Annotated in this window: 17 protein-coding genes; all 17 read left to right on the top strand. The window is 47.5% G+C overall.

What is annotated here, in order from left to right:
* Positions 1–75 precede the first annotated feature (75 nt).
* The 17 genes from HHL16_RS17105 to HHL16_RS17025 all read left to right on the top strand — a co-directional run bounded on the left by HHL16_RS17105 (position 76) and on the right by HHL16_RS17025 (position 19,256).
* Positions 76–1,011 carry a ring-cleaving dioxygenase gene (locus HHL16_RS17105; RefSeq protein ID WP_169426392.1) on the top strand — a complete coding sequence of 312 codons (936 nt, stop codon included), beginning with the start codon at positions 76–78 and terminating at the stop codon, positions 1,009–1,011.
* Between the two features lie 12 nt (positions 1,012–1,023).
* A complete protein-coding gene (locus tag HHL16_RS17100; RefSeq protein ID WP_169426391.1) occupies positions 1,024–1,659 on the top strand; it encodes a dienelactone hydrolase family protein in 636 nt (211 codons plus the stop codon).
* A gap of 1 nt (position 1,660) precedes the next feature.
* Positions 1,661–2,230, top strand: coding sequence for a helix-turn-helix transcriptional regulator (locus tag HHL16_RS17095; protein ID WP_169426390.1), 570 nt, complete (start codon positions 1,661–1,663; stop codon positions 2,228–2,230).
* 76 nt (positions 2,231–2,306) lie between these two features.
* Positions 2,307–2,885, top strand: a complete 579-nt coding sequence (locus HHL16_RS17090; protein WP_169426389.1) for an AraC family transcriptional regulator — start codon at positions 2,307–2,309, stop codon at positions 2,883–2,885.
* Positions 2,886–2,908: 23 nt separating this feature from the next.
* A complete protein-coding gene (locus HHL16_RS17085; protein ID WP_169426388.1) occupies positions 2,909–3,958 on the top strand; it encodes a ferredoxin--NADP reductase in 1,050 nt (349 codons plus the stop codon).
* Positions 3,959–4,062: 104 nt separating this feature from the next.
* On the top strand, positions 4,063–4,275 hold the full coding sequence (locus tag HHL16_RS17080; RefSeq protein ID WP_169426387.1) for a heavy-metal-associated domain-containing protein: 213 nt from the start codon (positions 4,063–4,065) through the stop codon (positions 4,273–4,275).
* Between the two features lie 212 nt (positions 4,276–4,487).
* Positions 4,488–5,552: an efflux RND transporter periplasmic adaptor subunit gene (locus tag HHL16_RS17075; RefSeq protein ID WP_169426386.1), complete on the top strand. Its 1,065-nt coding sequence runs from the start codon at positions 4,488–4,490 to the stop codon at positions 5,550–5,552.
* A gap of 21 nt (positions 5,553–5,573) precedes the next feature.
* Positions 5,574–8,654, top strand: a complete 3,081-nt coding sequence (locus HHL16_RS17070) for an efflux RND transporter permease subunit (protein ID WP_169426385.1) — start codon at positions 5,574–5,576, stop codon at positions 8,652–8,654.
* Between the two features lie 27 nt (positions 8,655–8,681).
* On the top strand, positions 8,682–10,034 hold the full coding sequence (locus HHL16_RS17065; protein WP_169426384.1) for a TolC family protein: 1,353 nt from the start codon (positions 8,682–8,684) through the stop codon (positions 10,032–10,034).
* 119 nt (positions 10,035–10,153) lie between these two features.
* Complete coding sequence (locus HHL16_RS17060; RefSeq protein ID WP_169426383.1) at positions 10,154–11,572, top strand: MFS transporter; 1,419 nt, start codon at positions 10,154–10,156, stop codon at positions 11,570–11,572.
* A 313-nt stretch (positions 11,573–11,885) separates the two neighbouring features.
* On the top strand, positions 11,886–12,578 hold the full coding sequence (locus HHL16_RS17055) for a hypothetical protein (RefSeq protein WP_169426382.1): 693 nt from the start codon (positions 11,886–11,888) through the stop codon (positions 12,576–12,578).
* A 101-nt stretch (positions 12,579–12,679) separates the two neighbouring features.
* On the top strand, positions 12,680–13,840 hold the full coding sequence (locus HHL16_RS17050; protein WP_169426381.1) for an MFS transporter: 1,161 nt from the start codon (positions 12,680–12,682) through the stop codon (positions 13,838–13,840).
* A 95-nt stretch (positions 13,841–13,935) separates the two neighbouring features.
* Positions 13,936–14,610, top strand: a complete 675-nt coding sequence (locus HHL16_RS17045; RefSeq protein ID WP_169426380.1) for a response regulator transcription factor — start codon at positions 13,936–13,938, stop codon at positions 14,608–14,610.
* A 4-nt stretch (positions 14,611–14,614) separates the two neighbouring features.
* Positions 14,615–16,009, top strand: a complete 1,395-nt coding sequence (locus HHL16_RS17040) for a HAMP domain-containing sensor histidine kinase (protein WP_169426379.1) — start codon at positions 14,615–14,617, stop codon at positions 16,007–16,009.
* Positions 16,010–16,153: 144 nt separating this feature from the next.
* A complete protein-coding gene (locus HHL16_RS17035; RefSeq protein WP_169426378.1) occupies positions 16,154–16,726 on the top strand; it encodes a hypothetical protein in 573 nt (190 codons plus the stop codon).
* Positions 16,671–17,588 carry a bestrophin family ion channel gene (locus HHL16_RS17030; protein ID WP_169426377.1) on the top strand — a complete coding sequence of 306 codons (918 nt, stop codon included), beginning with the start codon at positions 16,671–16,673 and terminating at the stop codon, positions 17,586–17,588. The genes HHL16_RS17035 and HHL16_RS17030 overlap by 56 nt, the downstream gene beginning before the upstream one ends.
* Positions 17,589–17,678: 90 nt before the next feature.
* Positions 17,679–19,256: a Na+/H+ antiporter gene (locus HHL16_RS17025; protein WP_169426376.1), complete on the top strand. Its 1,578-nt coding sequence runs from the start codon at positions 17,679–17,681 to the stop codon at positions 19,254–19,256.
* The last annotated feature ends 173 nt before the right edge of the window (positions 19,257–19,429 follow it).

Raw genomic sequence — 19,429 nt, 5'->3', positions numbered from 1 at the left:
AACTTTTTGGCTTAATGTAGTTCATTGGCGAAAAATGTGTTAAGTAAGAATTTTGCTGTATTAAATCGATACACAATGAACGAACAAATACAAGGGCTTCATCATATTACCGCAATCGCAGCAGACGCCCAGCGAAACTTCGATTTCTATACAAAAGTGCTCGGTCTCAGACTGGTGAAAAAAACAGTCAATTTTGATGATCCCGGCACCTACCATTTTTATTATGGCAACGAGAACGGTACGCCCGGTACAATTCTCACTTTCTTCCCATGGGAAGGAATCGGTCAGGGCAGACCCGGCACCGGTATGGCCACTGATATCGCCTATTCAGTGCCTGCAAACAGTCTCGATGCCTGGAAAGAACGCCTCACCCGTTTCAATGTTTCATTTGCTGAACCAACGGTGCGTTTCGGCGAATCGTATCTTTCATTCACAGATCCTGATGGGCTCAGCATTAGTCTGGTTGCACCTGTGAAGGAAGACACCAGAGCGCCATGGGTATCCGAAGACATCACTGCCGCTATGGCCATCAGAGGTTTTCACAGCACCACCTTATCACTCAGGAGTACAGAAGCAACAGCCGCAGTGCTTACAGATATATTCGGTTATCGTCTGCTTGCGAAAGAAGGCAACCGCCATCGCTACGTAACCGATGCAGTGAACGAAGCCGGAGTGATCGATCTGCTCGAACTGCCGGATGGCAAACCGGGCTACAATGCTGCAGGAACCAATCACCACGTGGCTTTCAGGGTGTCGGACGATACCATACTGATGAAGTTCAGAGATAAAGTGCTCAGCAAAGGTTTGCAGATCACACCAAAGATCGACAGGGATTACTTCTTCTCACTCTACTTCAGAGAACCCGGTGGAGTGCTGTTTGAAATAGCTACCGATAACCCCGGTTTCACAGTAGATGAACCGCTCGATCAGCTGGGAGCAGGATTGAGATTGCCCAAACAGTACGAACCCATGCGCGCAGAGATCGAAAAAGTATTGCCCATCTTAAAGTAAGGAGACAATCATATGCATACAGAAAATATTATCAAAGCAGGCAAGCCGGTTGAACAGGCATCGAAAGCGATGATCATGATACATGGAAGAGGAGCATCCGCAGAAGATATTTTGTCGCTCGCCAATTATTTTCCTGTGAGTGATTTTGCACTGCTTGCTCCGCAGGCTACCAACAATACATGGTATCCGCAATCCTTTCTGGCTCCGCCTGCTCAGAACGAGCCCTGGCTGAGCTCTGCACTGGATCTGCTGAAAAAGATGGTCGATGATCTGCAAAAGCAGGGCATCACCAAAGAAAATATTTACTTCCTCGGATTTTCGCAGGGAGCCTGTCTCACACTGGAGTTCATTACAAGAAATGCAGCCCGGTACGGAGGTGCAGTAGCATTCACCGGCGGACTGATTGGCGATAAGATCTATCCCGAAAAATATGCAGGATCATTCGAAGGCACGCCGGTGTTCATCGGCAGTTCCAATCCTGATTTTCATGTACCGGTAGAACGGGTATATGCATCTACCAATATTCTGCGCAATATGGGGGCCGATGTTACCGAACAGATCTACGACAACATGGGGCATACCATCAATGCAGACGAAATCAGGCTGGTGAACGAACTGATATTCGGGAATGCTATCTTTGATGCCTGATATGGAGATATACATCAAAAATATGGTTTGCGATCGCTGCATACTTGTAGTGAAAGAAAAGCTCGATCAGCTTCAGTTCCCATACGACCATATCGAGCTGGGCGAAGTGCATCTCACGAAACAGCCCACTGCTCAGCAATTGCAGGCATTGAAACAAGAACTGCACAGTCTCGGATTTGAGTTGCTCGACGATAAGAAAAGGGCCACTGTTGAGAAGATCAAGAAAACCATCATACAACTGGTGCACGGCTCCGATGAGGTAAAGATGACGAAGAAACTCTCCGTGCTGCTGCAACAGCAATTGCAGCAGGATTACCAGTCGCTCAGCCTGCTGTTCAGTTCCATTGAAGGCATCACCATCGAAAAATACCTGATCCTCCAAAGGATCGAACGCGCAAAAGAACTGTTGATGTACGATGAGCTCAGTCTCGGCGAAATCGCTTCCAAACTGGGTTACAGCAGTGTGCAATACCTGTCCAGCCAATTCAAAAAAGTGATTGGATTAACCCCTTCTCATTTCAAGCAGATCAAAGAGAACAAGCGCAGACCGCTGGATAAGGTTTCCGGGTAATTGTATAAATCTTATCCGTTATTATGTAATTGGCTTTGAGTGAGTGGCGCCATCTTGCAGCATAAAACCACCTATTATGCAAGGCAGCCATAAAATATATATCAAAGGCATGGTATGCGATCGTTGTATCTTTACCATCAGAAATGAACTGGCCAAACTGCAGATGCCTGTAACGGAAGTGCAACTGGGAGAGCTTACATCGCTTTCCGCCTTGTCTGCGCTGGATCTGGGAATTATTCAGGAGAAATTGTCACCATTGGGATTTACCCTGCTGGAAGATAAAAGAGTGAAGCTCGTGCGCGAAGTAAAATCGCTGGTGGAGCAGGTGTATGCAGGCTCCTGGGATTTTGAACCGGGATTCACTTTCTCAGGGCTCGTTACAGGAATGATGCATAAGGAATACGAATCTGTAAGCACCACCTTTGCAATGCTCGAAGGAACTACACTCGAAAGATACATCATCAACTATCGCATCGAAAAAGTGAAAGAGTTGCTGGTATATTCATCGGATACACTTACGGACATCGCATTCAGACTGGGTTTCAGCAGTGTGGCGCATTTGTCGGCACAGTTCAGGAATGAAACCGGACTCACGCCTTCCCATTTCAAAAAGATCAGGCAGGATAAGTCGGAGATCAGTAAAACGCCGAACTAATATCGGCGAACCATTACAGTACTATGAATAAACTTTTTATCTGGAGAACGGCCTCTGTGACGCGGGAAACAAAAGATACTGTAACGATCCATTTCGATACGGGATCTCAACCATTCGACTATAAACCCGGACAATTTGTAAACCTCACCATACTCATCGATAGCAAGCCTGTTACGCGATCGTATTCGCTGTGCACTGCGCCGGGCATCGATCCCCGGCCAGCAATAACCGTGAAGAAGATCGAGGGCGGACTGATGAGCAGCTACCTCGTTGACAATGCAGCCCAGGTTGCCCACTGGCAGGTGGAGGGACCCTATGGCGCCTTCACGGCTCCTTCGGAAACAAAACACCTGGTATTGCTGGCGGCGGGTAGTGGCATCACACCTGTTTTTTCAATTGCAAAACAGGTACTGCATTCGCAACCGGAAACCAACATCACGTTTCTCTATTCCAACAGAACCACAGATGATATTATTTTCAGAGAACAGTTGAATCGCTGGAAAGAAGAGTTCGGTGCGCGATTCAATATGGTTCATGCATTATCCCAACAGGCTGATGAAACCTGCCTCTGTGCCGATGAAACCATTGCCGGCCGGTTGAACAGACTCGTTATAAAAAAGCTGCTCAAAAAATATGTTGCCGGTGAGCTTGATCATTCACAATTCTTTATCTGCGGGCCATCCGGCCTGATACAACTTCATCAGGAAGCGCTTGCTGCGCTGGAGGTTCCTGAGAACAATATCTTTTCTGAAAGATACCTTCCTGAAGAAACAGCACCACCGGTAGAACTTCCCACGCAGATGTTCGAAGTGATGCTGCACTACTACGAACAATCGAATCTGCTGGAAGTGCAACCTGGCTTCAACATCCTCAATGCTGCACTCACAGACAGGATTGCTGTGCCCAACTCCTGCAATAACGGTACCTGCGGCAAATGCGCAGCCCGCCTCACTGCCGGCAATGTAGTGATGAAACAAAACTATGTGCTGGGCAAAGAAGAGCTGGAAGCAGGCATGGTGCTGCTTTGCCAGAGCTACCCTCTCAACGATGAAGTAACCGTAGAGATCGGTTAACCAATAATTATGTAAAATCCTCCGGTTATTCTGAAAATGATTTGCTGATACCCATTCTACCTTAGTACTGCAATTAAGCAATACGAAATCTAAATCTTACAAATATGGTATCAGTACTTTTCAAAACGAATATCAAATGTTCCGGATGTGTGAATAAAGCTACTCCCTTTCTCAACGAAACAATCGGAGAAGACAACTGGGAAGTGGATGTGAACACACCCGATAAAGTGTTGACAATTTCAAACGAAGCAGTCTCTGCCGAACAGGTGAAGCAGGCTGTAGAGAAAGCTGGTTTTACAGCGGTTGAGATTCATTAACATTCAGAACGGGCAGGATGCCCGTTTTTTTATTGTCACTACTATATTATTGCGCATATGCATCGGTGATTACATTGATGGCTATGCGCAATTTCTGTTTTCAGCAACTTCAGTTGGTTTACAATGTATAAATCTTACCGTTCAAAGTGTAACTCCTCCGGCGGTACCCGCAGCTACTTTTGAATTCAATTTTTTGAATTGAATAATCAAGTATGCAAAAATCAACATTACATTCATGGATACTGGCTTCAGCAATCACAGCATCGCTGATGGCCTGCTCACCTAAAAAACAGGAAAGCGGAAAGCCGGCGCCAGCCGCTGATCCAGCCCCTGTTCCTGCTTTACCTGTGGACATTCTCGTTGCCAGTGAATCTCCTTTGCAGCAGTCAGAAACAGTTGCCGGTTCACTGATGCCCGATCGGTCAGTGGAAATTACTGCGGAGCTGATGAAGAAAATAACAGCCGTGCTGTTCAGAGATGGCAGCTATGTGCAGGCCGGACAAACACTCTACAGTTTGGACAATGCCGACATTCTCGCGCGTATCCGGCAGCTGAAAGCCGATCTCCAGCTCGCTGCCGCTACTGAAAAGCGATTGAATGCGCTGCTCAAAACAGAAACAGTGCGTCAGGAAGAATATGATATCGCTCTTGCGAAACTGCAATCACTGCAGGCTGCAGAAGAAGTGTTGCAGGTAGAGCTTTCCAAAACCACCATCAAAGCTCCTTTCTCCGGCCGCATCGGCATCAGTAAAGTATTTACCGGCACATTGGTTAATCCGGGTATGCCATTGGTGAGGCTGGAAGATCAGCACACGCTGAAAGTCTCATTCAGTATCGGAGAAAAATACCTGTCGCTGGTGAAGCCCGGCACACGCATTCAGTTCACTACAGTCCTGAGCGATGAGAAAGTAAATGCAGTAGTGGTATCTGCTGAAGCATCGGTGGATCTGTCGTCGCGCAATATCGTTGTTCAGGCAACCGTAGCTAACAACGGTGAAAAACTGAAAGCAGGCATGTCTGTGAAAGTATCCTTCCCCACAACTCCCGGCAATGCAAAAGGAGTGATGATCCCAACTGAAGCGCTGATTCCCGGAGGCAATGGCTACAGCGTGTTTCTGGTGAAGAACGGTGTGGCAAAGATCACAGGTGTAACAGTCGGCAGCCGCAATGAGAGCCAGGCACAGATAAATGCAGGCATCGTAAGCGGAGACACCGTGATGATCTCCAATATGCTCCGCGCATCAGACGGAATGCCCGTCAGTCCTGTGATCCATTAATTATTCTGCAAATAATCAATCATGAGTTTACCATCTCTGAGCATAAAGAAACCAGTGCTCTCTGCAATATTTTCTGCCCTCATTGTAATTGCTGGTTGGGTGGGTTGGCGTCAGCTGGGCGTAAGAGAGTTTCCTATGACGGAACCTCCGGTGATTGCCGTAGTTACTTTTTATCCCGGCGCCAGTCCCGATGTGATCGCCTCCAAAATTACCCGGCCACTCGAAGAAAGCATTGCAGAAGCAAATGGCGTTAGAACTGTTTCCTCCGAATCGAGAGAACAGGTAAGTGTTATCACCATCGAATTCAATCGTGATGTTGTGTTGGAAGATGCCCTTAATGATGTGAGGGATAAAGTTTCCAAATCAAAGAACCAATTGCCTGCGGATGTTGATCCGCCGATTGTAGAGAAAGCAAGTTCTCCCGATAACCTCGTAGCATTTCTCGAAGTGGAAAGTGATACGAAAGACATCAAAGAAGTAAGTCACCTCGCATCCACTGTAGTGAAAGACAGGATGCAGTCCATTCCCGGCATCCAGCGCGTAGCCATCGTTGGCGAACACAAATATGCGATGCGCCTGCGTTTCGATCCTGTGAAGCTCGCTGCCTATCAGCTGACGCCGGAAGATATCCGTAACGCGCTGGCAAAAGAAAATATCGATCTCCCTTCGGGCCGTATCGAAGGTAACACCACGGAACTCAGCGTACGCACCATCGGCAGACTGACAACACCGGAAGACTTCGACGAAATGATTCTTCGTCAGGTTGGCGGTGCAGTAGTGAGACTCCGCGATGTTGGCTATGCGCAACTCGGAGAACTGAATGAACGCAATGCGATCATCAACGGTACCGGAGGAAAAAATACTATCGGTATTGGTGTGGCCATTCAGATCCAGCGCGGCGCCAATGCCATTGAAGTGGTGGATGAATTTTACAAACGGCTCGATCAGCTTCGAAAAGAAATATCATCGGATTACCGTCTGATAGTGGGATTCGATTATACCAAGCCGGTGCGTGAATCCATCAAAGAAGTAGAAGAGACCATCTTCATCGCATTTGGATTGGTGGTGGTGATCATCTTCCTCTTCCTGCGCGACTGGCGCTCTACCATCATTCCGGTACTTGCTATTCCGGTTTCCATCATGTCGGCATTCTTCATTATGTATGTGGCAGGATTCTCCATCAACGTACTCACCCTGCTCGGACTTGTACTGGCTATCGGCCTTGTAGTGGACGACGCCATTGTGGTACTCGAAAATATTTACAAGAAAGTAGAAGAGGGTATGAGTCCCATCCAGGCTGCATTTGCGGGCAGCAAAGAAATCTACTTCGCAGTGATCTCTACCACCATCACGCTTGCAGCTGTGTTTATGCCCATCATTTTTATGGGAGGGATCAGTGGACAGCTGTTCAAGGAATTTGCCATTGTAGTATCCGGATCTGTAATGGTGTCAGCCTTTGTGGCGCTTACGCTTTCTCCCATGCTGAGCGCGTACCTGCTGAAGAAACCGGAGAAACACAACTGGCTGTATCGTAAAACCGAACCTCTGTTTGTTAAGCTGAACAATGGATACGCCTCCTGGCTGAAAGCCTTCATGAAACATCGCTGGCTGGCCTGGGTGTTTCTCGTGGGTGCTTCTTTACTGATCTATCTGGTAGGCAAGAAACTACCTTCAGAACTGGCACCAGTTGAAGACAGGAGCAATCTAAGTCTGATTGCCATTGCTCCCGAAGGCGTTTCATTCGACAAGATGAAGAAGAACATGGTAGAAGTGGGCAACTATGTAAACGATTCTACTGACGGGCTGTATCAGACCTACTCGATGGTGGCTATATCTTTTATTCCTGCACCAGCCCCTACAAGTTTTGCGGTGCAATCGATCTATCTGAAAGATCCGAAGGAAAGAAAAAATTCCATTCAGCAACTGTACAATCAATATGCGATGGCATCGGGAAAGTTCAGGAATATGCTGATCTTCCCGTACATGCCGCCCACTATTGGAACGAGATACGGAGGTGGTATGCCCGTGCAATTTGTTTTGCAGGCACCAGACCTCGACAGCATCTCTGCGGTGCTGCCCAGATTTCTCGGTGCAGTACGCCAGAGCAGTAAGCTGATGTTTGCCGACGCTGATCTGAAGATCAACAAACCCGAACTCAAAATAAATATCGACAGAAAGAAAGCAGCACTAATGGGCGTTTCCATTGCTGAAGTGGCACGCGCGCTGCAACTGTCTTTCTCCGGCCAGCGATATGGATACTACCTGCAAAACGACCGGCAGTACGAAGTGATCGGACAGGTAGAACATATCAACCGAAATGATGTGAGCGACCTTCGGTCCATCTACGTTCGTTCTGCAAACAATCAAATGATCTCATTGGATAATCTGGTAACGGTGGAAGAAGGGATCAGTCCGGCTGCGATCTATCGTTACGATCAATACACATCTGCAACAGTATCCGCCGGCCTTGCGCCCGGAGTGAGCCTTGCCGAAGGCATCGAAGAAATGGAACGCATCAGAAATGAAGTGCTCGGAGCGAATTTCAAATCAACCTTTGCCGGGCAATCGAGAGACTTCAAAGAGAGTCAGGGCAATATCAACATGACGCTGATACTGGCGCTGCTGCTGATCTACATGATACTCGCCGCACAGTTCGGCAACCTGCGCGATCCGCTCATCATCATGCTTACCGTTCCAATGGCTGTTACAGGTGCGGTACTCAGTCTGCACTGGTTTGGGCAAAGCCTGAATGTATTCAGTCAGATCGGCATTATCACATTGGTGGGATTGATCACCAAGAACGGTATCCTCATTGTTGAATTCGCCAATCACCTCAAGCAAACCGGCATGTCGAAGTTCGATGCAGCGATACATGCAGCAGAGCAAAGATTCAGACCCATTCTCATGACTTCGCTGGCAATGATCTTCGGCGCATTGCCCATTGCCATGACAGCCAACAGCAGACAATCGCTGGGGATTGTAATTGCAGGCGGACTGGTGTTTGCGGGGCTGCTCACTTTATTCATCATTCCGGCAGTGTATTCTTATTTCTCTTCTTCAAAAAGAGTTAAGGAAGTAGTGGAGATCCACGATGCGGAATAGTTTTCATCATTCAAAACTGATGTTCACATGAACATACATTATAGCTTCAAAAAAATAATCCTTGCTGCATTTGCATGGCCGGTACTTATTCAGGCAAAAGCACAGACTATGGAACTGAGTCTGGAACAGGCTTTGCGGACGGCAGCAAAAGGAAACCGGAGCCTGCTGATCAGGTCGCTGGAGTACAGCAAATCTGAGTTGGCCATCAAAGAAGCGAAGAGCTACCGGCTTCCAGAAGTATCATTGAATTCTTCTTATCTCGTAAATACAGAATTGCCGGTGATATATCTGCGCAATGAACAGGCAACTCCCAAGCCAGGCGATGTGCAGTTCAGCGGCCGGTATGCATTCCTTGCAACATTGCAGGCGCGTTATGCACTGATCAATCCAGCCAATAGATCCAATATCAAACTGGCTGGAATAGACAATGAATTGAAACGGGAAGAAGCAAAGAATACCGAAGAGTCGCTTGCGCTGGATATTTCAACGCTTTATCTGAGAATACTGCTGCTGAAAGAGCAGCAGACAGTACTGCAGCAAAGTCTGCAACGCAATGAGCTTGCATTGAGCGATTCAAGATTGCTGTTCATTCAGGGAAAGAATCTGAAATCCGATACGCTCAGCAATTTCATTGCAGTGCAGAATCTGCGGGCAGGGTTATCGGAGCTCAGGAATAATTCTGTGGTGCAGTTGCAGCAGCTGAAGCAGCTGCTTGGCCTGAATGCCGCCACAGAACTGATTCTTACAGATAGCTTGGTTCAATCCGGTTGGAATCCGGACCTGCTGCCGATCACCGAAAATGTATCGCAGTCGGTTGCAGGGCGTACTGATCTGAAAATGCAGTCACTTCAACTAAACAGGTCAAGAATTGCATTGGAGCAGGTGAAAGCTGTATTCAGGCCAAAACTGCATGCCATCGGTGCATATCAGTTACAGGCGCAGGCAGATCATCCGCAACCATGGAATTATGCATACCCCCGTTCATCTTTTGTGGGGTTGTCGCTCGATATCCCGATCTATTCGGGAAGCAGGCTTTCGCATAAGAGCAGGCAATCAGGAATCAGCATTCAGCAAAATGAACTGGCGCTTGCCGAGTTGGAAAGTGTTGCGCAAACAGAAGTGATAACGCTGAAAGCGAATCTGAATCAGGCATACGATCAATGGCAAATACAAAAACAAAATGTGGAAGCTGCGAAAGTGAACTTCGATATGGTTTCCGACAGATACCGCCATGGCCTCGGTACCAGACTCGAACTCTCCGATGCTGAGCTGGCATTAACTAAGAACAAACTGGGCATTCTCCAAACCAGCTTCAGCCTTCAATTAGCGGAGCTGCAATTGAAAAAAGCAACAGGACAACTGAAACTGAAAAGCGAATAACTCATCAGAAAAAGATCCACTGGAATGCTGAGGGATAATGATCGATATGTAAATCACAACCGCTAATGTGTAAGAGCCCTGCCTTCATCCGAGATTACTTTTGATTTAAATAACACAACATGGAAACAACAATAGTCAATTCAACACCAATGTATGAGAAGCGATGGATAGCGCTCGCTTTGCTCTGCACTGCACAGTTCATGGTGATCATGGATACGAGTATCATCGGCGTAGCATTGCCTGCTATCAAAACTGATCTCGGATATACTCAAAGCGGTTTGCAGTGGATCTTCAATGCATATGTGATCCTGTTCGGAAGCATACTGCTGCTGGGAGGCAGATTAGCTGATCTCTTCGGTCCGAGAAAAATATTCATGTGGGGTTTTGTGATCCTGTCTGCTGCCTCACTGATGGCAGGCGCAGCATGGAGCCCTGAAGCACTTAATGTCGCGAGAGGCTTGCAGGGACTGGGTTCTGCGCTGATCGCCCCTGCATCCATGACCTTGCTGATGACAACTTTCACCGACCCCAAAGAATTAGGCAAGGCTTTCGGATTCTGGGGAGCGGCTGCGGCTGCCGGTGGATCGGCAGGTGTATTCCTCGGTGGCGTGATCACCGAGTGGCTGAACTGGGCATGGGTGTTTTACATCAACATACCCGTAGGATTGATCGTACTCGCTATGAGTCCAAAATATTTGCAGGCAAGTCAACGCGTACGGGGAAAGATCGATTGGCTCGGATCATTACTGGTAACAGCTTCACTGATGATATTGGTGTATTCGATCGTGGCAGCTGAATCTGTGGGATGGATTTCTGTTCAAACCATCGGATTGATTGCTTTATCCATCCTGCTGTTCGTGTTGTTTGTGCAAACGCAGAAGAGGAGTGCGTTTCCGCTGTTGCCTTTGTCGATCTTTAAAGTGTTCAATCTGGCCGCAGGAAATATTTCGATGGCGCTGATGGCAGCTGCATGGATTCCGCTCTGGTTCTTCCTGAATTTGTATCTGCAGCAGATTCTGAAACTGAATGCATTTTACAGTGGGCTGGCATTGTTGCCTATGACCATCACCATCATGATAGTAATGGTAGGTGTTACAGGCAAACTCGTTGGCCGTTACGGATACAGGAAATTACTCATCACCGGCATGTTGTTTCTCACTGCATCGCTGATACTGTTCAGTTTTGCGCCGGTAGGTGGGTCCTTTTTAGTTCACGTATTGCCAGGCTCTTTGCTGGGTGCGCTGGGTATGTCGCTCGCGTATATTCCGGGAACCATGGCGGCAATGTCGGGAGCGAAGCCGGAGGAAACAGGGCTGGCATCGGGCATCGTGAACACGAGTTATCAGATAGGATCGGCACTTGGCCTGGCCATTATCGCAGTGATCGCTGCAACGGTAACAAAATCTCAGACAGGAACTGATACAATGGATGTGGTAGCGCTCAATGCCGGATTCCGTGCAGCCTTCATGGCAGCAGCAGTAGCCAGTGCAGCGGGGCTGCTGCTTGCATCATCAAAAGTAAAAACGGCAGGAAATTAACAAAGGAACAATCACCAAAAGATCGTTGCAATGATCGCTTGCGCATAAGAAGCATGATGGGCTTCTGGCAAAAAAGAACTTCCCCTGTGGAGGTTCTTTTGCTTTTCGGTTAATCATCAACCCTCGCTTCTCCACACACAACACCAATCACCGGGTTACACCCATTGCAGGTTTTTTCATATGTACATTGTTGCAACACAGTTCAGGTGTTTGGGGATCATTGAAAGAATAATGACATATATCAATCCATTGGCATAATGTTTGTCAATTCCCCCGCACTATTAACCATTACATCAATACTCAATTTGAAATCATGATCCAACCACACATGAGAATGCGCGGCATCGCCGCAGTGATGCTGGCTGCAATTTTTATGAGCTCCGCTGCCTGCTCCAAATCTAAAGACGAACCCAAAGAAGAACCACTCCCGGAAGGAACTATCCTCGTCAACGAAAAATTCGATGGAACCAACAGTGAGGTATGGGCCACTGCAGTTAAAGGTCCAGTTACTTATTCCATTAAAGATGGCTGGTACTCAGCTGACATCGCCATTGCAGATACGTATGTAACGGGCGCATGGGCTACCAAAACCTATTTTCAGAAAGGCGATAAACAGAACGTTGAAGTAATTCAAAAGAAAACAGCAGGACATGAATATGACAAAGCAGGTTTGACCTTCTGGTTTGTAAACACCAAAAACTACCTCAGCTTTCAGATCGGAGACAAAGCATTCAGAGTACTTCAGAGGTTGAATGATGTAGAATCAAATCTGATCACCTGGACCAATTCCGCTGCAATCAAAGGCAATATCGGCGAACAGAACAAACTCAAAATCTCACTCGCCGACGCAAAAATTCTCTTCTATATCAACGATGTTCATGTAGCCACCATGAATGCCGGTCCTGTTGAAACGCTAGATAAAATCGGCCTTCGCATAGATAAACTCGATTTTACTCCGCATTCAACTTATCTCTATGATAACCTGAGAATGTGGAAGAGCAAATAGTTTCCCAACCTTAACCATAACCTATCCCGCCCGCCGCTGCATTGCATCGGCGGGCATTTTGTTTTAAGTTGTTATCTTTAAGCATACGCAAAACATACCGGATGAAGTACTTGACTAAAACTGTCTGGATACTTTCTTTCATCAGCCTGCTCACCGATGTGGCCAGTGAGATGCTCTATCCGGTAATGCCCATCTATCTGAAAAGTATCGGGTTTTCCATTCTGCTCATCGGTATTCTCGAAGGCGTGGCAGAAGCCACTGCCGGTTTAAGCAAAGGTTATTTCGGAAATCTCTCCGATCACAAGGGAACCCGTGCTCCATTTGTACGATTGGGCTATCTCATGAGTGCCATTTCCAAACCAATGATGGCGATGATGATCTATCCCGTTTGGATCTTCTTTGCGCGAACCATCGACCGGCTCGGTAAAGGCATCAGAACCGGCGCCCGTGATGCCATGCTTTCGGATGAATCCACTCCGGAAACAAAAGGACGCGTTTTCGGATTTCATCGTTCTATGGATACATTGGGCGCTGTGATGGGACCCGCACTGGCATTGCTCTTTCTGCATTTCTATCCCGGTAGTTATAAACAATTATTTCTCTGGGCTTTTATTCCCGGCATGCTGGCAATACTGCTCAGCTTTTATCTGAAAGACAAAAAAAATGCTCCAAAGAAAAACACCAGCAGTCCCGGGTTGCTGAATTTTCTGAAATATTGGAAAAAGAGTCCGGTCGCATACAGAAGGCTGGTGGCAGGCTTGCTGGTGTTCACACTTGTCAACAGCTCCGATGTATTTCTGCTGTTGAAAGTAAAGGAAGCCGGTCTCAACGATACAGCCACCATCGGCGTATATATTTTCTACAACCTCATTTTTGCCATCGCTGCTTTTCCGTTGGGCATGCTTGCAGATCGTATGGGGCTGAAAAAAATATTTGTAGCAGGATTGCTCCTCTTCGTAATAGTGTATGCAGGTATGGCTGTAAAAGGAAGTATAGCCTGGTATGGGTTTTTGTTTCTGCTCTATGGCATGTATGCAGCGGCAACGGAAGGCATTTCCAAAGCCTGGGTCAGCAACATAGCCAGCAGATCAGATACTGCCACTGCAATCGGCACCTATACTGCGTTTCAGAGCATCTGTACCATGCTGGCCAGTGCGCTGGCCGGATGGATATGGTTTCAGTTCGGGTCGCAGGCAGCTTTCCTTGTTACAGCTGCCGTAGGGTTCCTCGTGTTTTTGTACTTCCTCGCTATGCGACATTAAAATTGTTTTAATCTGCTGTTCTCTTCCCCAGTTACACAAATCGTTAAGAGTCTCCAATAACTTCATCCTATATTTTTGCCGGATAATCAACTATCGTGAGAACCCTGCTAATTGAAGATGAAGCAGCTGTAGCTGTAATGATCAATAAAGGATTGAGCGAATCGGGCTATTCCGTTACGGTGGCGCCTGATGGCCATATCGGATTGGAAATGGCGCTCAACAATCACTTCGACATCATCATACTCGATATCATGTTGCCCGGCATCAACGGGCTGGAGCTCTGTAAAAAACTCCGGCGCAATGAAGTATCAACACCAATTTTGATGCTCACTGCACTCGACTCCACCGAGAACATCGTAACAGGTCTCGATAACGGCGCTGATGATTACATGACCAAGCCTTTCAAATTTCCTGAACTCGAAGCCCGGCTGCGAAATCTCGCCCGCCGCAATGGCAATACCATCAAGGCTTCCGATCTGTTGCAGGCCGGAGAGCTGGCGCTGAATACTGCCGCCAAATCGGTTCACCTCAGTGGCAGCGAGATAAGCCTCACCGCCACTGAATTCAGGTTGCTCGAATTTATGCTGCGCAATAAAGGCCGTGTGTTATCCCGCATCGAGCTGCTGGAAAATGTATGGAGCATCAACTTCAACATGGGTACCAACGTGGTGGATGTATATGTGAATTATCTCCGCAAAAAAATCGACCGTAACAATTCTTCCAAACTCATCCATACCGTAACTGGCATGGGCTATATCATCAAAGGGTAGCACTATGAGGATCCAGCTGAAGACCGCTCTTTTATTTACTGCTGTAACTGCCGCTCTCATTCTGGCCATCAGCATGAGTGTGTATTATTTTACCAGCCGTTTTGCTTTCAACGATTTTCAGAAGAGGCTGGAGCTGCGGGCTGCCATTTCATCCCGCATTCTTTTCGAGCAGGATCCCAGCTCCGCAGACGCATTCAGCGAATTGAAACAGCAATACCTCGAAGTACTTCCGCAGGAAAAGGAATACGTTTTCAGAGCAGACAGTGTGAACGCTCAAACGCTGAAAGCACAAGGGTTTCCGTTGAATATGTCGTTCATCGAAGATGTGGTCGGCAATCACGGTCAAACCATTTTTGCACAGGAAAAGAACGTGCATTATGCAGGCATCATCTTCAATAATCCGAGAGGCGGTAAATACGTGATCATCAAATCAGCTGTTAACAAACACGGAGAAGATCTGCTGCGAAATCTGCTCAATACAAAAGCCATTGCGTTTATTTTCTCGGTAGTGGCGGTGTTCTCCATCAGTATTTTCTTCTCACGAAAAACATTCGAACCCGTTCGGGATATCATCAACAGGGTAAACAATATCAGCGCGCATAACATGCACCTGAGGCTCGAAGACAAGGGCGGTAAAGATGAGCTGGCCGAGCTGGCCGGTACATTCAACAATATGCTCGACCGCCTGCAGACCTCTTTTGAAACGCAGAATAATTTCGTGAGCAATGCTTCGCATGAATTGCGAACACCCCTTACCGCCATCATCGGCGAAGCGGATATCGCGCTCTCCAAAGCCCGCTCTCAGGAAGAATACAGGAACGCATTGCAGATCATTTCGCGCGAAGCGGGCAAGCTGCATAAGCTTACCAGCAGCCTGCTGAATCTTGCCAAATCCGGCTTCGATGGCAAAAAGCAAAGCTGGGAAATGTTGCGCATGGATGAAATGGCATTCACGGTAAAAGAGTCCATCGATGAGATCGATCCGCTCAATCAGCTTCAGCTCGATTTCACTTCGCTGCCTGCCGATGAAAACAGAATGGTTGTTCATGGCAATGTAAACCTGCTGAAACTGGCGCTCACCAATGTGGCGATGAACGCCTGCAAATATTCCAACAACAGAATAGTGAAGCTCAGTGTGGAGGCCTCCGGAAAGAAAGTGCAGGTGGCCATCACGGATGAAGGCATCGGCATTCCCGCAGATGAGCTGAAGTATATTTATGAGCCTTTCTTCAGAGCATCCAATACCAGCAACTACGAAGGGTATGGGGTAGGATTGCCTTTAACGCAGGCCATCATCCGCCTCCACAGCGGACGGATAGATGTTCGTTCGGAAGAGGGAAGAGGCACTATCGTGATCATCACATTGCCAGCGGCGGACAATACAGATCAGTACACATAAAGTTCAACTCTTACCATATTCTAATTTCTCTTATCAGATTCTAATTACATTCTTATGGTTCTTTTAAGTGCGTCTTAAACGCGCCTAATGCCGGCAGTACAACTTTGCATTCATTAATTGATTACTGAATTCAAAGTGTACAAAATGAGAAATGTATTGATTCCCACAGATTACTCGCTGGCATCGCTGGAACTGGTGGAGAAAACCGTTCAGAGTTTTCCGCAGCAGCAATTGAACATCATTCTCTTTCATGCTTTCGAGATTCCTTACTTCGACAGTGATATGGGCAGCAGCAATGCGAAGCCACCCTACAGAGATATTGTTACAGATGCCTTCCGCAACGGCTGCAAACGCCTCAAAGATCAGTATCCGAAATCCATTCAGGGCATATTGCTCCGTCATCTGTATGGCAATACCACAGCGGTTTTCCACAATTTTATAGATGCCAATGAGATCGACCTGATTGTGTTCCCCGATCATTGGACATTTACGCCTGTGCATCCGCAGAGTGTAAACCCTGCTGCCATGTTCAGAAAGTCCGGCGTTCGGTTGCTGAAAACATTTACAGCTCCTGTGCAGCAAAAAGAACAGGCGCCGGCAGCAAAACCACCTGTGAGCAAGCAAGTGAAGACAGAGAATGAACACACCGAAAACGAAATCTATGCTGTTAAAAAACAATATTCCACTGCGGTACATCTTCGGAAAGATCCGCAATGAACTGATATTTATCCTGATCTACACTACTGCCATTGCGATCTTTCATAAATACGTAGAGTTTGCTCCCATCAGCATTCCGATTGCAGTGCCTGCAATATTGGGTACCGTAATTTCACTGCTGCTTGGTTTCAGGAGCAATCAGGCATACGATCGCTGGTGGGAAGCAAGGCATGTGTGGGGCGCCATCGTGAACGACTCGCGCACGCTTGCGAGACAGGTACTCACTTATACAGACGTGCTGTATCCCGGAGATCAGGTGCAGCAATTCCGCGAGCGGATGATCAGAAGACAGATCGCCTGGAACTACAGCCTTGGGCAATCGCTGCGCAATCTCTCCGCTGCAAAAGGATTGAATGCTTACCTCAGCGCAAAAGAGCAGCAGTTCATTTCGCATTACGATCACGTGCCGGCGGCCTTGCTCGAAATGCACGGACGCAATCTCCGCGAAGCGCAGGAAGAAGGATGGATCAACAGATACCAGCAGGTGGAAATGGATCGCACGCTCACACGCCTCTGCGACAGCATGGGCAAGTGTGAACGAATCAAGAACACGGTGTTCCCTGCCACGTACAGTTTGTACATCCATTTCTCTTTGTTGTTGTTCATCTGCCTGCTTCCCTTCAGTCTGATCGAGTATTTCGGATTCTTTGAAATACCAGTGGTGATGGCTGTTTCAGCCTGTTTTCTGCTGATCGAGAAAATGGCGATTCACCTGCAGGATCCTTTCGAGAACAAACCCACCGATACTCCCATGACCACCATCGCAAGGAATATCGAAAAGAATCTCCGGCAGATGCTGCAGGATCAGGAACTGCCTGAACAACAGGAAGAAGCCGGCAAAAAGAAATATTTTATCATGTAAGTCAGTACATCGTTGCGGGCGCATTGTTGCCCGCAACGATTCTTGAATGAGAAATAATTTCTATATTGTTTCGGCAAACCCGAAACATCCATGCACAGCATTCTGCCTTTTCTGCTGGCCATGATACTGGCCATTGTGTTGCTTGAAATGTGGGCAAGCAAACTCAAAATTGCTTATCCTATCCTGCTGGTAACGGCAGGGCTTCTGATCAGTTTCATACCCGGATTGCCGGTAGTGAAGATCGATCCTGATCTCATCTTCTTCATCTTCCTTCCGCCATTGCTGTTCGAAGCGGCCTGGTCCATTTCATTCAAGGAGATGAAGAAATGGTATCGCATCATTACCAGCTTTGCATTTCTGGTAGTGTTCTTCACGGCCTTGTCGGTAGCCGTGGTCACCAATCATTTCATTCCCGGATTTTCACTGGCATTAGGTTTTCTGATCGGCGGCATCGTGTCTCCGCCGGATGCCGTGAGCACAGGTGCGATCACGAAGTTTGTAAAGATCCCCAGAGCTACTTCAGCCATTCTCGAAGGAGAAAGTCTGCTGAACGATGCTTCCTCACTGATCATTTTCCGCTTTGCATTGGTGGCTGTAGGAACCGGACAGTTCATCTGGCAACAGGCCGCTGTCGATTTTCTGTGGATGGTGATCGGCGGTGCAGGCATCGGCATTGCACTCGCCTGGTTCTTTGTGCAGGCCCATAAACGATTGCCTACAGATGCTCCATCTGATATTGTCTTCTCCATTCTCGAACCATATATTTTTTACTGGGTGGCGGAGCAGGTGCACAGTTCGGGTGTGCTGGCAGTAGTGTGCGGTGGATTGTACATGGCCAATCGCAGAATGAGCTACCTCAACAGCACCAGCAGAATCAGAGGCGCCAGTGTGTGGGAGAGTTTTGTATTTGTATTGAATGGCATCGTGTTCTTTATCATCGGCCTCGATCTCCCTGAAATTGTGAGTGGATTGCGGTCGGAAAATATTCCGCTCAAAACGGCCATTGGTTATGGAGTGCTGGTTACCGGTGTACTGATCCTTGCGCGGATAATCAGTGCGTATGCGGCATTGATCGCTACACTTATATTCCGGCCACAGGTTGCGCCCCGCGCAACTATCAGGCGAAGCAGGTTTCTTACACCATTGCTGCTTGGCTGGACGGGTATGCGCGGCGTGGTATCACTTGCTGCAGCACTTTCCATTCCGGTTATGGTAAACGGACAAGCATTTCCGCAACGCAACCTGATACTCTTCATCACTTTTATTGTAATTCTGCTGACGCTGCTGGTACAGGGACTTACATTGCCATACCTCATTACGCGCACTAAAATATTCGATAGCATCCCTCAGATACCGGAAGAAGATACCAAACTGAAAGTAAAGGAGGGACTTCGTGAGCACACACGCCTCTTTTTGAAAAACAAATATGAGAACGAATTTCAGGATCATGAAGGCATGCAGCGCATGCTGATGCTCTGGGACGAAAAGAGCAAAGCCGCCAATGATGAACTGATCAATGAAAAAACGAAATTGGTTTTCCTGGAACTGCTGGAAGTTCAACGCAGGTTTCTGCTGGAAATAAATAAAGATCCGCTGACCAGTGATGAAGTAGTGAGGCATCACTTGTTTCTGATAGACCTTGAAGAAGAACGATTGAGAACCCTGTAAGAAACAATTAACAAATATTAAGGCCTGAGCCGGAATGCTACCGGACTCGGGCCTTTTGTTTGATGGTTTATGCTTAAACAGTTGTTCAGCATTGCCTGTTCCGGCAGTTTATTCAGCGGATAGCCTTGCAGTGTGGATACAATCCGGCGAAGTAATATCTGTTTGGACCGGAA

The organism is Pseudoflavitalea sp. G-6-1-2 (assembly GCF_012927185.1).
Taxonomy (GTDB): Bacteria; Bacteroidota; Bacteroidia; order Chitinophagales; family Chitinophagaceae; genus Pseudobacter.
This window is presented reverse-complemented; position numbering and strand designations above follow the sequence as displayed.

Coding starts and splice junctions, on each gene's coding strand:
- HHL16_RS17075 (WP_169426386.1), top strand. CDS start 4,488: ATGCAAAAATCAACATTACATTCATGGATACTGGCTTCAGCAATCACA.
- HHL16_RS17055 (WP_169426382.1), top strand. CDS start 11,886: ATGATCCAACCACACATGAGAATGCGCGGCATCGCCGCAGTGATGCTG.
- HHL16_RS17065 (WP_169426384.1), top strand. CDS start 8,682: ATGAACATACATTATAGCTTCAAAAAAATAATCCTTGCTGCATTTGCA.
- HHL16_RS17105 (WP_169426392.1), top strand. CDS start 76: ATGAACGAACAAATACAAGGGCTTCATCATATTACCGCAATCGCAGCA.
- HHL16_RS17070 (WP_169426385.1), top strand. CDS start 5,574: ATGAGTTTACCATCTCTGAGCATAAAGAAACCAGTGCTCTCTGCAATA.
- HHL16_RS17090 (WP_169426389.1), top strand. CDS start 2,307: ATGCAAGGCAGCCATAAAATATATATCAAAGGCATGGTATGCGATCGT.
- HHL16_RS17060 (WP_169426383.1), top strand. CDS start 10,154: ATGGAAACAACAATAGTCAATTCAACACCAATGTATGAGAAGCGATGG.
- HHL16_RS17025 (WP_169426376.1), top strand. CDS start 17,679: ATGCACAGCATTCTGCCTTTTCTGCTGGCCATGATACTGGCCATTGTG.
- HHL16_RS17100 (WP_169426391.1), top strand. CDS start 1,024: ATGCATACAGAAAATATTATCAAAGCAGGCAAGCCGGTTGAACAGGCA.
- HHL16_RS17030 (WP_169426377.1), top strand. CDS start 16,671: ATGCTGTTAAAAAACAATATTCCACTGCGGTACATCTTCGGAAAGATC.
- HHL16_RS17035 (WP_169426378.1), top strand. CDS start 16,154: ATGAGAAATGTATTGATTCCCACAGATTACTCGCTGGCATCGCTGGAA.
- HHL16_RS17085 (WP_169426388.1), top strand. CDS start 2,909: ATGAATAAACTTTTTATCTGGAGAACGGCCTCTGTGACGCGGGAAACA.
- HHL16_RS17095 (WP_169426390.1), top strand. CDS start 1,661: ATGGAGATATACATCAAAAATATGGTTTGCGATCGCTGCATACTTGTA.
- HHL16_RS17050 (WP_169426381.1), top strand. CDS start 12,680: ATGAAGTACTTGACTAAAACTGTCTGGATACTTTCTTTCATCAGCCTG.
- HHL16_RS17040 (WP_169426379.1), top strand. CDS start 14,615: ATGAGGATCCAGCTGAAGACCGCTCTTTTATTTACTGCTGTAACTGCC.
- HHL16_RS17080 (WP_169426387.1), top strand. CDS start 4,063: ATGGTATCAGTACTTTTCAAAACGAATATCAAATGTTCCGGATGTGTG.